The 12811-nt window shown below is 62.3% G+C and carries 10 protein-coding genes; 7 read left to right on the top strand and 3 right to left on the bottom strand.

Going from position 1 to position 12811, the window contains the following annotated elements; all coding sequences use genetic code 11:
* The first annotated feature begins 7 nt into the window (after nucleotides 1-7).
* The 3 genes from ftsA to lpxC all read left to right on the top strand — a co-directional run bounded on the left by ftsA (nucleotide 8) and on the right by lpxC (nucleotide 3546).
* Nucleotides 8-1270 (top strand): cell division protein FtsA, encoded by a 1263-nt coding sequence (gene ftsA, locus ACF8K2_RS10485; RefSeq protein ID WP_186553874.1) that lies wholly within the window; start codon nucleotides 8-10, stop codon nucleotides 1268-1270.
* 55 nt (nucleotides 1271-1325) lie between these two features.
* On the top strand, nucleotides 1326-2522 hold the full coding sequence (gene ftsZ, locus ACF8K2_RS10480) for a cell division protein FtsZ (protein ID WP_012274054.1): 1197 nt from the start codon (nucleotides 1326-1328) through the stop codon (nucleotides 2520-2522).
* A 112-nt stretch (nucleotides 2523-2634) separates the two neighbouring features.
* Nucleotides 2635-3546, top strand: a complete 912-nt coding sequence (gene lpxC, locus ACF8K2_RS10475; RefSeq protein WP_186553875.1) for a UDP-3-O-acyl-N-acetylglucosamine deacetylase — start codon at nucleotides 2635-2637, stop codon at nucleotides 3544-3546.
* Nucleotides 3547-3633: 87 nt separating this feature from the next.
* On the opposite strand, the gene ACF8K2_RS10470 is transcribed toward lpxC, so the two are convergent.
* Entirely contained in the window at nucleotides 3634-4095 is a 462-nt protein-coding gene (locus ACF8K2_RS10470) for a DUF721 domain-containing protein (RefSeq protein ID WP_186553876.1), read from the bottom strand.
* 340 nt (nucleotides 4096-4435) lie between these two features.
* Between ACF8K2_RS10470 and secA the strand changes: the two genes are divergently transcribed.
* From secA to ACF8K2_RS10450, 4 genes are all read left to right on the top strand, one after another.
* Entirely contained in the window at nucleotides 4436-7171 is a 2736-nt protein-coding gene (gene secA, locus ACF8K2_RS10465) for a preprotein translocase subunit SecA (RefSeq protein ID WP_186553877.1), read from the top strand.
* 127 nt (nucleotides 7172-7298) lie between these two features.
* Nucleotides 7299-8516, top strand: a complete 1218-nt coding sequence (gene argJ, locus ACF8K2_RS10460; RefSeq protein WP_186553878.1) for a bifunctional glutamate N-acetyltransferase/amino-acid acetyltransferase ArgJ — start codon at nucleotides 7299-7301, stop codon at nucleotides 8514-8516.
* 65 nt (nucleotides 8517-8581) lie between these two features.
* The gene (locus ACF8K2_RS10455) at nucleotides 8582-9214 is read left to right on the top strand and encodes a glutathione S-transferase family protein (protein WP_264236497.1); all 633 of its coding nucleotides are present in this window, start codon (nucleotides 8582-8584) and stop codon (nucleotides 9212-9214) included.
* Nucleotides 9211-10155 (top strand): Nudix family hydrolase, encoded by a 945-nt coding sequence (locus ACF8K2_RS10450; protein ID WP_392464692.1) that lies wholly within the window; start codon nucleotides 9211-9213, stop codon nucleotides 10153-10155. The genes ACF8K2_RS10455 and ACF8K2_RS10450 overlap by 4 nt, the downstream gene beginning before the upstream one ends.
* A 45-nt stretch (nucleotides 10156-10200) precedes the next feature.
* Here the strand turns inward: ACF8K2_RS10450 and ACF8K2_RS10445 are convergent, their stop codons facing one another.
* Together ACF8K2_RS10445 and ACF8K2_RS10440 are read right to left on the bottom strand one after the other, a co-directional pair.
* Nucleotides 10201-10761, bottom strand: coding sequence for a cob(I)yrinic acid a,c-diamide adenosyltransferase (locus ACF8K2_RS10445; RefSeq protein WP_392464691.1), 561 nt, complete (start codon nucleotides 10759-10761; stop codon nucleotides 10201-10203).
* Between the two features lie 3 nt (nucleotides 10762-10764).
* The gene (locus ACF8K2_RS10440; RefSeq protein WP_264236500.1) at nucleotides 10765-12795 is read right to left on the bottom strand and encodes an ATP-binding protein; all 2031 of its coding nucleotides are present in this window, start codon (nucleotides 12793-12795) and stop codon (nucleotides 10765-10767) included.
* Nucleotides 12796-12811: the final 16 nt, after the last annotated feature.

Here is a 12811-nt window from a genome sequence, read left to right as displayed (position 1 = left end):
CAGGACCATGGCAAACGCGCATAGCGGCAAAATGATCGTCGGGCTGGACATCGGCACCTCCAAGGTGGTGGCGCTGGTGGGTGAAGTCGGCGAAGACGGTACCTTGGAGATCGTCGGTATCGGTACTCATCCGTCCCGCGGCCTGAAGAAGGGCGTGGTGGTGAACATCGAGTCCACCGTGCAGTCGATCCAGCGCGCCGTGGAAGAGGCCCAGCTGATGGCTGGCTGCCGGATCCACTCGGCGTTCGTTGGCGTGGCCGGCAATCACATCCGCAGCCTGAACTCCCACGGCATCGTCGCCATCCGCGACCGTGAAGTCAGCACTGCCGACCTTGAGCGGGTACTCGACGCTGCCCAGGCCGTGGCCATCCCGGCTGACCAGCGCGTGCTGCACACCCTGCCGCAGGACTACGTGATCGACAACCAGGAAGGCGTGCGCGAGCCGCTGGGCATGTCCGGCGTGCGTCTGGAAGCCAAGGTCCACGTGGTCACTTGCGCCGTCAACGCGGCGCAGAACATCGAAAAATGCGTACGCCGCTGCGGCCTGGAAATCGACGACATCATCCTTGAGCAGTTGGCCTCGGCCTACTCGGTGCTCACCGATGACGAGAAAGAGCTGGGCGTGTGCCTGGTCGACATCGGTGGCGGTACCACGGATATCGCCATTTTCACCGAGGGTGCGATCCGTCACACCGCGGTGATCCCGATCGCTGGCGACCAGGTTACCAACGACATCGCCATGGCCCTGCGTACCCCCACCCAGTACGCCGAAGAAATCAAGATTCGCTACGCCTGCGCCCTGGCCAAACTGGCGGGTGCCGGCGAGACCATCAAAGTGCCAAGCGTCGGCGACCGTCCGCCGCGCGAACTGTCGCGCCAGGCCTTGGCTGAAGTGGTGGAGCCTCGTTACGACGAGCTGTTCACCCTGATCCAGGCCGAACTGCGCCGCAGCGGCTACGAGGACCTGGTGCCTGCCGGCATCGTTCTCACTGGCGGCACCGCGAAGATGGAAGGGGCCGTGGAATTGGCCGAGGAAATCTTCCACATGCCGGTACGCCTGGGCGTACCGCACAGTGTTCGGGGCCTGAGCGACGTGGTGCGCAACCCGATCTATTCCACCGGCGTGGGCTTGCTCACCTACGGCCTGCTCAAGCAGTCCGAGGACTTGATCCTGACCGGTAATAGCAACAGCAGCAGCAACAGCTATGGCGATGAACCGAAGGCTCCAGTGCTTGAGCGATTCAAGCGCTGGGTCCAGGGCAACTTCTAAGTTTCAAAGCAGTAGTGGTAGGCGCGACAACTAGAGAACTGTAAGGAGAGGGAAAATGTTCGAGCTCGTAGACAACGTCCCGCAAAGTCCGGTCATCAAAGTGATCGGCGTCGGCGGTGGCGGCGGCAACGCCGTCAACCACATGGTCAAGAGCAGCATCGAAGGCGTGGAATTCATCTGCGCCAACACTGATGCTCAAGCGCTGAAAAACATTGGCGCGCGTACCATCCTGCAACTGGGTACCGGCGTGACCAAGGGTCTGGGTGCCGGTGCCAATCCAGAAGTCGGCCGTCAGGCTGCGCTGGAAGACCGTGAGCGCATCGCCGAGGTGCTGCAGGGCACCAACATGGTGTTCATCACCACCGGCATGGGGGGCGGTACCGGTACCGGTGCGGCGCCGATCATCGCCGAAGTGGCCAAGGAAATGGGCATCCTCACCGTTGCAGTGGTGACCCGCCCGTTCCCGTTCGAGGGCCGCAAACGTATGCAGATCGCCGATGAAGGCATCCGCATGCTGGCTGAGAGCGTCGACTCGCTGATCACCATCCCCAACGAGAAGCTGCTGACCATCCTGGGCAAGGATGCCAGCCTGCTGTCGGCATTCGCCAAGGCTGACGATGTTCTGGCCGGCGCAGTGCGCGGCATCTCCGACATCATCAAGCGTCCGGGCATGATCAACGTCGACTTCGCCGACGTGCGTACCGTGATGGGCGAGATGGGCATGGCCATGATGGGTACCGGCTGCGCCAGCGGTCCGAACCGTGCTCGTGAGGCCACCGAGGCTGCAATCCGCAACCCGCTGCTCGAAGACGTCAACCTGCAGGGCGCTCGCGGTATCCTGGTGAACATCACCGCCGGTCCCGACCTGTCCCTGGGCGAGTACTCCGACGTCGGTAGCATCATCGAAGCCTTCGCCTCCGACCACGCGATGGTCAAGGTCGGCACCGTGATCGACCCGGACATGCGCGACGAGCTGCACGTAACCGTCGTGGCCACTGGCCTGGGTGCGCGCATCGAGAAGCCGGTCAAGGTCGTCGACAACACCCTGCAGACCGCTCAACAGGCGTACGAGGCTTCTAACCCAGCCCCGGCTCGTCAGGAGCAGCCAGCGGTCAATTACCGTGACCTGGAGCGTCCGACCGTGATGCGCAACCAAGCGCATGCGGGCGCCGCAGCAGCCGCTAAACTCAATCCTCAGGATGACTTGGACTATCTGGACATCCCAGCTTTCCTGCGTCGTCAGGCCGATTGATGGAATTTATCAGGGGTATAAAGGTGATTGGTATTCAGCAAAGGTCGGGTCTGTTATTATCCCCAGCCTTTGTTGATACCAGTTCGCAATTTGCGCTGAAGCGGCCAATGCCATGATTAAACAACGCACCCTGAAGAATATTATCCGTGCTACGGGCGTCGGCCTGCACTCCGGTGAGAAGGTCTACCTGACCCTCAAGCCTGCGCCTGTGGATACCGGCATCGTCTTCCGCCGCGCCGACCTTGACCCTGTGGTCGAGATCCCGGCTCGCGCGGCCAACGTCGGCGAGACAACCATGTCGACGACGCTGGTCAACGGTGACGTCAAGGTCGATACGGTCGAGCACCTGCTCTCCGCTATGGCGGGCCTGGGCATCGATAACGCCTACGTCGAGCTCTCCGCCTCGGAAGTGCCGATCATGGATGGTAGCGCCGGACCTTTCGTATTCCTGATTCAATCGGCCGGCCTGGAAGAACAGGACGCGCCCAAGAAGTTCATCCGCATCCTGCGTGAAGTGACAGTGGAAGATGGCGACAAGCGCGCTACTTTCCTGCCTTTCGAAGGGTTCAAGGTGAGCTTTGAGATCGACTTCGATCACCCGGTCGTCAGCGGCCGGACCCAGAGCGCCAGCGTCGACTTCTCCAGCACCTCGTTCGTGAAGGAAGTCAGCCGCGCCCGGACCTTCGGGTTCATGCGCGACATCGAGTACCTGCGCAAGCACAACCTCGCGTTGGGCGGCAGTGTCGAGAACGCCATTGTTGTCGATGAGACCGGCGTGCTTAACGAAGACGGCCTTCGCTACGAAGACGAATTCGTCAAACACAAGATCCTCGACGCCATCGGTGACCTGTATCTGCTGGGCAACAGCCTGATTGGCGAGTTCAAGGGCTTCAAGTCCGGACACGCGCTGAACAATCAGTTGCTGCGCAAGCTGATCGCTGAAACTGATGCCTGGGAAGTGGTCATTTTCGAAGATGCCAGCACGGCACCGATCTCTTATATGCGCCCTGTTGCGGCCGTGTAAGTTCGAACACTCTCTAGTTCATTGAGGCCACCTTCGGGTGGCCTTTTTTATGGGGGCTAGCAAACTCACGACAGGCACCTCGAGGCCTCAGCGCTTATCCTTCACCTGTGCATGACTGGCCAAGCGCTCCAGCGCCGCCCTCAGGTTGGGATCGCTGATGCCCTCGGCGGTATCGCGCAGGCTCTCAGCCGCATTGCTCGACAGCTCTGGTGCATGCCCACTGCGTTTAGCCGGCGCCACCGGGGGTTGCACCCTGAAATGAATTCGCTGCAAGTTGCCAAAGGCTTCCAGGGCCAGCAACTGACGCTGCAGGCGTTTCTGCTGATAGCGCAGGCGCGTAGCCCAGTGGCCATCGGTCACCACCAGCAGCAACACGCCATCGCGCCAGGAGGCTACATGACAGTGGGCGCGGGCCGCCGGTTGCAACTGGCTTTCAAGCAAACGTTGCAGGTGCTCCAGGCGTTCGGCCTGGTTGAGCAGTAAGCGCAGCGGCCGGGCTTCGCGCAGGAGCGCGGCCGGCGGCCGGGCGGGCGAAGGTTTAAAGGCCATGAGGATTCGCAGGAAGTTACAGAACCGCCATGGTAACAGAAGGTGGGTTTTGCATAGGCTGCTCTGTCTTGTTGACGGGTAATCGGGCGAAGACGGCGGAACTCATGGCATCGCGTAAGAGTCATTCTCAATACGTTTCATCTTCGCTACACCTTGAACTTGCAAAAAAAGTCCTTATGTTAGAAACGTCCCCGCCCTAGCGCTGTGCCAGCATCGTGGAAATCCACCACTTTCCTCACCATCGTTTCCGGGTAGAATGCTCGTTCGCATGCGGCCCAAGGGCTGCTCGGGCGACTCATGGGGCCGCCCTCCATCCCTAAGTGTGGAAGATCCTGCCGATATGTTTGCGCCTTTGTTAAAGAAACTTTTTGGAAGCAAGAACGAGCGCGAGATCAAACGCCTGCTCAAGACGGTCAGCACCGTCAATGCCTTCGAAGAGAAAATGTTGGCCCTCTCCGATGAGCAGCTGCGTGGCAAGACCGCAGAGTTCAAAGAGCGCCTGGCCAAAGGCGAAACCCTCGACCAACTGCTGCCAGAAGCCTTCGCCGTGGCTCGTGAGGCCGGTAAGCGCGTGATGGGCATGCGTCACTTCGATGTGCAGCTGATCGGCGGCATGACCTTGCACGAAGGCATGATCGCAGAAATGCGCACCGGTGAAGGCAAGACCTTGGTCGGTACCCTGGCTGTCTACCTCAACGCATTGTCCGGCAAGGGCGTGCACGTGGTCACGGTCAACGACTACCTGGCCCGCCGCGACGCCAACTGGATGCGTCCGCTGTACGAATTCCTCGGCCTGTCGGTGGGCATCGTCTCGGCCTTCCAGCCACCGGAAGAAAAGCGCGCTGCCTATGCTGCCGACATCACCTACGGCACCAACAACGAATTCGGTTTCGACTACCTGCGCGACAACATGGCCTTCAGCGTCGACGAGAAGTTCCAGCGTGAGCTGAACTTCGCGGTCATCGACGAAGTCGACTCGATCCTCATCGACGAAGCGCGCACCCCGCTGATCATCTCCGGCCAGGCCGAAGACAGCTCCAAGCTGTACATCGAGATCAACCGCCTGATCCCGCGCCTGACCCAGCACATCGAAGAAGTCGAAGGCCAGGTCACCCAGGAAGGCCACTACTCGATCGACGAGAAGAGCCGCCAGGTCGAGCTCAACGAAGCCGGTCACCAGTTCATCGAAGAGATGCTCACCCAAGCCGGTCTGCTGGCAGAAGGCGAGAGCCTCTATTCGGCACACAACCTGGGCCTGCTGACCCACGTTTACGCCGGCTTGCGCGCGCACAAGCTGTTCCACCGCAACGTCGAGTACATCGTCCAGGACGGCCAGGTCCTGCTGATCGACGAACACACCGGCCGGACCATGCCGGGTCGTCGCCTGTCCGAGGGCCTGCACCAGGCCATCGAGGCGAAGGAAAACCTCAACATCCAGGCTGAGAGCCAGACCCTGGCCTCGACCACCTTCCAGAACTACTTCCGTCTGTACACCAAGCTGTCCGGCATGACCGGTACCGCCGACACCGAAGCGTTCGAGTTCGCCCAGATCTACGCCCTCAACGTGATGGTCATTCCGCCGAACAAGCCGTTGGCGCGTAAAGACTTCAACGACCTGGTGTACCTGACCGCCGAAGAGAAGTACCAGGCGATCATCGCCGACATCAAGGAAAGCATGGCCAGCGGCCGTCCGGTCCTGGTCGGTACGGCGACCATCGAGACCTCCGAGCACATGTCCAACCTGCTCAAGCAGGAAGGCATCGATCACAAGGTGCTCAACGCCAAGTACCACGAAAAAGAAGCCGAGATCATCGCCCAGGCCGGTGCACCGGGCGCGCTGACCATCGCCACCAACATGGCCGGCCGTGGTACCGACATCCTCCTGGGCGGTAACTGGGAGGCTGAAGTAGCCGCCCTGGAAAACCCCACCGCCGAGCAGATCGCCCAGATCAAGGCGGACTGGCAGAAGCGCCACCAGCAAGTGATCGAGGCCGGCGGCTTGCACGTGATCGCCTCCGAGCGCCACGAATCGCGTCGTATCGATAACCAGCTGCGCGGCCGCTCCGGTCGTCAGGGCGACCCAGGTTCCAGCCGCTTCTACCTGTCGCTGGAAGACAGCCTGATGCGCATCTTCGCCTCCGACCGGGTGAAGAACTTCATGAAGGCGCTGGGCATGCAGTCCGGCGAGGCCATCGAGCACCGCATGGTCACCAACGCCATCGAGAAGGCTCAGCGCAAGGTCGAAGGGCGCAACTTCGATATTCGTAAGCAGTTGCTCGAATACGACGACGTGGCCAACGAACAGCGTAAAGTCATCTACCACATGCGCAACAGCCTGCTGGCTGCGCAGAACATCGGCGACACCATCGCCGAGTTCCGCCAGGAAGTGCTCGATGCCACCATCAGCCAGCACATTCCGCCGCAATCGCTGCCAGAGCAGTGGGACGTGGCCGGTCTTGAGGCGTCGCTGTCGAGCGATTTCGGCATCAAGCTGCCGATCCAGCAGTGGCTGGACGAGGACGACCACCTCTACGAAGAGACCCTGCGCGAGAAGCTGCTGAACGAGATCACCAGCGCCTACAACGAGAAGGAAGACCAGGCTGGCGAAGACGCCCTGCGCACCTTCGAGAAGCAGATCCTGCTGCGCGTGCTGGACGACCTGTGGAAAGACCACCTGTCGACCATGGACCACCTGCGTCACGGTATCCACCTGCGCGGTTATGCGCAGAAGAACCCCAAGCAGGAGTACAAGCGCGAATCCTTCACCTTGTTCCAAGAGCTGCTGGAGTCGATCAAGCGCGACACCATTCGCGTGCTCTCGCACGTTCAGGTACGCCGCGAAGATCCGATCGAAGAAGAAGCCCGTCTGCGTCGCGAAGCCGAAGAGCTGGCCCAGCGCATGCAGTTCCAGCACGCCCCCGCGCCTGGCCTGGAAAGCGAGCAGCACAGCGAGGAGGGCGCGGAAGTCGCCGTCGCCGCAGCGCCGGTGCGCAATGACCTGAAACTGGGCCGCAACGAGCCGTGCTGGTGTGGTTCGGGCAAGAAGTTCAAGCATTGCCACGGCCAGATCGAGTGATCGAGCTGTTCCCGCGTCACCCTGACAACTGAAACACTGCGCCGCGAACGGTTTCGACCTTCGCGGCGTTGTTCCCTCTCACGCCTGGCCGTATCTTGTGCGGCACATATTTTCTAGGAGCGCATTCATGGCTGTTGGTCTTGGTCCTTTGCCCACCCTGCACCCGGTTCCGGGGTTTGAACTCGGCATCGCTTCGGCGGGCATCAAGCGCCCTGGGCGCAAGGACGTGGTAGTGATGCGCTGCGCCGAAGGCTCCAGCGTTGCCGGCGTATTCACCCTCAATGCCTTCTGCGCCGCCCCGGTGATCCTCTCCAAGCAGCGCGTGCAGGGCACTGTACGCTACTTGCTGACCAACACCGGCAATGCCAACGCCGGTACCGGCGCCCCTGGCCTGGCCGCCGCTGAGCGAACCTGCGCCAAGTTGGCTGAGCTGGCCGGTGTCGACGCCCAGTCGGTACTGCCTTTCTCCACCGGCGTGATCGGTGAGCCGCTGCCGGTCGAGAAAATCGAAGGCGCGCTGCAGGCCGCCCTGGACAACCTGTCGGAAAACAACTGGGCCGAAGCCGCCACCGGCATCATGACCACCGACACCCTGCCCAAGGGTGCTAGCCGTCAGTTCCAGTTCGAAGGCCAGACCATCACCGTTACCGGCATCAGCAAAGGCGCCGGCATGATTCGCCCGAACATGGCCACCATGCTCGGCTACATCGCCACCGACGCCAAGGTCGCCCCAGCGGTGCTCAAGGACCTGATGCTCGACGGTGCCAACAAGTCGTTCAACCGCATCACCATCGATGGCGACACCTCGACCAACGACTGCTGCATGCTGATTGCCACCGGCAAGGCCGATGTGCCCGAGATCAGCGAAGCCAAAGGCGCGCTGTTCGAGGCGCTGAAGCAGGCGGTATTCGAAGTCTGCATGGAAGTCGCCCAGGCCATCGTGCGTGACGGTGAAGGCGCTACCAAGTTCGTCACCGTAGAGGTCAACGGTGGTGGCAATCATCAGGAGTGCCTGGACGTTGGTTACGCGGTGGCCCACTCGCCGCTGATCAAGACCGCCCTGTTCGCCTCCGACCCCAACTGGGGCCGCATCCTCGCCGCCGTTGGCCGTGCCGGTGTGCCGCAACTGGATGTCAGCTTGATCGACGTGTTCCTCGGCGAAGTGTGCATCGCCAGCAAAGGTGGCCGTAGCCCAAGCTACACCGAAGAGCAAGGCTCCAAGGTGATGGCCCAGGAGGAAATCACCATTCGGATCGAGCTGGGTCGTGGGCAGTGCAGCGAAACCATCTGGACGACCGACCTGTCCCACGAGTACGTCAAGATCAACGCTGAGTATCGCACCTGATCTGCTGATCCTTGGGGCCGCTCTGCGGCCCCAAGGCACTTCAGCCACTTAGATGGAGCCGAACCATGAGTTACCACCTGATCATCGGCGACAAGTTGTACTCTTCCTGGTCGCTGCGTGGCGCCCTGGCCCTGGAACTGGCCGGTGTGCCCTACGAAGAAACCCTGATCAAACTCAACCAACCCGATACCCGCACGCGTATCCTGGCGTTTTCTGCGTCTGGCAAGGTGCCCCTGCTCAAGACCGAGCACGGCGTCATCGCCGACTCGCTGGCGATTGGCGAGTACCTGGCCGAGCGTCATCCTCACGCTCAACTGTGGCCAGCCGACACTGTCGCGCGTGCCCAGGCGCGCTCGGCCTGCGCGCAGATGCACAGCGGCTTTTTCGCCCTGCGCGGAGCGATGCCGTTCGACCTGTCGCGGGACCAGGCGCTGGAAAACGTGCCCTTGGACGTGCAGGTGGACATCGACCGCATCGTCGCGCTGTGGTCCGAATGCCGCCTGGCGGCCAAGGAAAGCGGCCCGTTCCTGTTCGGCAAGCCAAGCCTGGCCGACGCGTTCTTCGCCCCTGTAGCCGTACGCCTGCGTACCTATCGGGTGGAAGTGCCGGCCGAAGCGGCCAGCTACATCGAGACCATCTATCAATGGCCGGCCTTCCAGGCCTGGCAGCAAGCAGGCTTGGCGGAGCGTGAAGGGTGAAACGGATTCATGTAGTAGCGGCAGTCATCCGTGGCGCTGATAGGCGCATTCTGATTGCGCGCCGCGCCGACACCCAGCACCAGGGCGGCTTGTGGGAATTCCCCGGCGGCAAGGTGGAGGAGGGTGAGGGCGTCGAAGCGGCTCTGGCCCGAGAGCTGCGCGAGGAGCTCGGTGTCGACGTGAGCCGCTCGCGGCCGCTGATCAAGATCAGCCACGATTACCCGGACAAGCAGGTGTTGCTGGATGTGCGTGAAGTCGATGCCTTCACGGGCGAGCCGCATGGCGTCGAGGGCCAGCCGCTGGAGTGGGTTGCGCCGCGTGATCTGGGCCAGTATGAGTTTCCTGAGGCGAACAAGCCGATCGTCGCGGCTGCGCGTTTGCCTGATCAGTACCTGATCACCCCCGATGGGCTCGAGGTGCCGCAGCTGTTGCGCGGTATCCAGAAGGCAGTGGCAAGCGGGATCAAGTTGATCCAGCTGCGCGCACCGGATATGTACGACCCCAAGTACCGCGACGTGGCAGTGGATGCGGTCGGGCTGTGTGCCGGCAAGGCGCAGTTGATGCTCAAGGGGCCGCTGGAATGGTTGGGTGACTTCCCCGCCGCGGGCTGGCACCTGACCGCTGCGCAGTTGCGTAAGTATGCCGCCAAAGGGCGCCCGTTCCCGGAGAACCGCTGGTTGGCGGCGTCGTGCCATTCGGCGCAAGAGTTGGCCCTGGCTGAGCAGATGGGCGTGGATTTCGTCACCTTGTCGCCGGTACAGGCGACCCAGACCCATCCAGAAGCGCTGCCGTTGGGCTGGGAGCAGGCAGGGCGGTTGATCGAGGGGGTTAGCCGGCCGGTGTTCTTGCTTGGCGGTGTGGGCGCCGAACAGCGTGAGCGTGCCTGGCAGATGGGGGCGCAAGGTGTGGCGGGGATTCGGGCGTTTTGGCCTGAGGTTTGAGTCGCCACTGCAAGGGGCTGCAAAGCAGCCCCAGCAATTTCAGCCTCAAGGTTTTGTAGCTGCCTGCCACAACACCTCCGCCACCCCCTGGCGCCGGCCAATGATCCGTGCCGCGACAAACAGCAGATCCGAAAGCCGATTGATGTAGGCCAAGCCGACCCCGGCCAGTGGCTCCAGTGCATTGAGCTGCTGACAGCGCCGCTCGGCACTGCGCGCCTGGCTACGGCAAACATGCGCCTGTGCCACCAATGCCGATCCACTGGGCAGAATGAAGTTTTTCAGTGGCCCCAGCTCCTCGTTCCACAGATCGATAGCCGCCTCCAACCGCTCCACCTCCGCTTGGTTCAACGCTTGATAGCTGGGCATCGCCAGCTCCCCACCGAGATCGAACAGGCGGTGCTGACACGGCGCCAGCACCTCGCTCAGCTCATCCAGCCCAGCCTCGCTCAGGCCCGCCAGCAGCAGCCCCAGCTGACTGTTGAGGCTATCCACCTCGCCAATCGCCTCGATCCGTGGGTGGTCCTTGGGCACCCGGCGGCCGTCGCCAAGCCCGGTCTCGCCCTGGTCGCCGGTGCGGGTGTAGATCTTCGACAGGCGATAGCCCATGTGTCATGCCTCCGTGTTGCCCGCCGCCGTCGGCGCGGGCTGGCCAAGGGGCAGGCGCAGGGTAAAGCACGTTCCCTGGCCTGGGGTGGAGTGCACCTCCATCTGCCCCTTGTGGTTGTTGGTGATGATGAAATACGAGACCGATAGGCCCAGCCCGGTGCCCTGGCCGATCTCCTTGGTGGTGAAGAATGGCTCGAAGGTGCGTTTGCGCACCGCTTCGGGCATGCCGATGCCGTTGTCCTCGACCTGGATCTCCGCCCACGGCGGATTGAGCCGAGTACGCAGGGTGATGCGCCCCGGCTCGCAGGGCTGCGGGCGCAGGTGGATGGCCTGGGCGGCGTTTTTCAGCAAGTTCAGTAGTACCTGCTCCAGCTCATTGGCGGTGCACGGCACCGGCCCCAGTTTGGCATCGAACTGGCGGACGATGGCCTGGCCCTTGAAGTCGAAACCGATGGCCAGGTCGAAGTCGTTGCCAGCAATCTCCACCGCCTGATCGATCAACGCCGGCAGGTCGCACGGGGCCAACTGGCGATTGCTGCGCCGGCTGAAGCTGAGCATGTGGGTGACGATCTTCGCCGCCCGTGCCCCCGCTTGCTGGATGCCGTCGAGCAGTTGCGGCACTTCGCGGCTCTCCAGGTAGCGGTTGACCACCGGCAAGTCGATGCCCAGCTCTTCGGCCTGCTCCTGGTTGCGTGGCAGCTCTGGCGACAGACGCCGACGAATGTTCTGCACGTTGTGCAGGATCGCGCCGAGCGGGTTGTTGATCTCGTGGGCCATGCCAGCGGCCAGGCCGCCCACCGAGAGCATCTTCTCTGACTGCACCATCATCTCTTCCAGCGACAGGCGCTGGGTGATGTCATCGATGCGGATCACCACGCCACGCCCGCCGCCGCCCATCAACGGGTAGAAAGTCAGGGCGTAGTGGCGCGGCTCGTCATCCTTGGGCCAGGTGACCCGTTCGATCTTCGCTACCCGGTGCTTCTCGACACTCTCTTTAAGCTGCGGCAAAAATGGCTTGAGCGGCTCGAAGGCGATAAAGATCGGCTGGTTCAACGCCTCATCCAGCGGCGTGCCGGAGAGCACCGTGGCTTCATGGTTCCACTGGGTCACGTAGAGTTGTTCGTCTAGCGCGATAAGCGCCGAGGGCATCGAGTCGATGATGCTGTTGAGGTAGTTCTGAAAGCCGGTGAGTTTCTTCTCGATCTTGCTGCGTACCTGGACCTCAAGCTCCAGCTTGCGGTTGGTGTGGCGGGTTTCCTCGGCCAGGCCCTGGGCTTGATCGTAGGCGCTCTGGAACTCGTCACGGGTGCGCTTGAGTTGCTGCTCACGGGCCTCGATGCGCGAAAGCATGGTGTTGAAGGCGTTGGCCAGGCTGCCGATCTCATCGTCGTTGCCGCGCTCGGCACGCAGGGCATAGCTTTCTTCACGGGTTACCTGGCGGCTGAGTTCTTCGAGCTGGTTGATCGGCTGGGTGATCAGGCGCTTGATCTGCCGGGCGATCACCAGCCACAGCAGAATGCTGAAGATCAGGATCGCGATACTTGCGCTCAGGGTGCCGGTGTAGAAGGCGGTCGGCAGTTCGCTGCTGGCGACCAGCAACAGGTGCGCGGGTGGGTTGGCGGCGCGCGGCAGGCGGATCAACTGGCTGCTGCGAAACTCCATCAGCCGCCAGCCATCGACATTGCGGTAGCGCTTGGGCAAGGCCAGTGGCTCGCCATGCTGCAACTGCGCCAGCATGCGTCCGTCGCTGCCATAGATGGCGGCGGCGCGCAGCGGCGAGTAGCTATCGAGCTCCTTGAGCAGTTCAGTTGCGGCCTCTGGCGAATCGCCGGCGCGGGCTGACAGTTGCGGGTTGGATACCAGCCGGCCGATGGTCTGCAAGGCTTGTGGCGCCATGCTTTCCTGGGTAATCCAGTACGCGGCGCTGATGAACGTCAGGTTGGCCACCAACAGGATGGTTACCAGCAGCACCAGCAGGGCGGCCAGCAGTTTCTGCCCGACCGGGAGGTTGTCCAGCCGTTGGCGCAGGTTCATGGGCAAGGCAGTGTCC

Origin of the sequence: Pseudomonas sp. xss_2, assembly GCF_043104195.1 — a bacterium.
Taxonomy (GTDB): Bacteria; Pseudomonadota; Gammaproteobacteria; order Pseudomonadales; family Pseudomonadaceae; genus Aquipseudomonas; species Aquipseudomonas urmiensis.
Note: the sequence above shows the minus strand (reverse complement) of the source record. Positions and strands in the feature narration are given on the sequence as shown.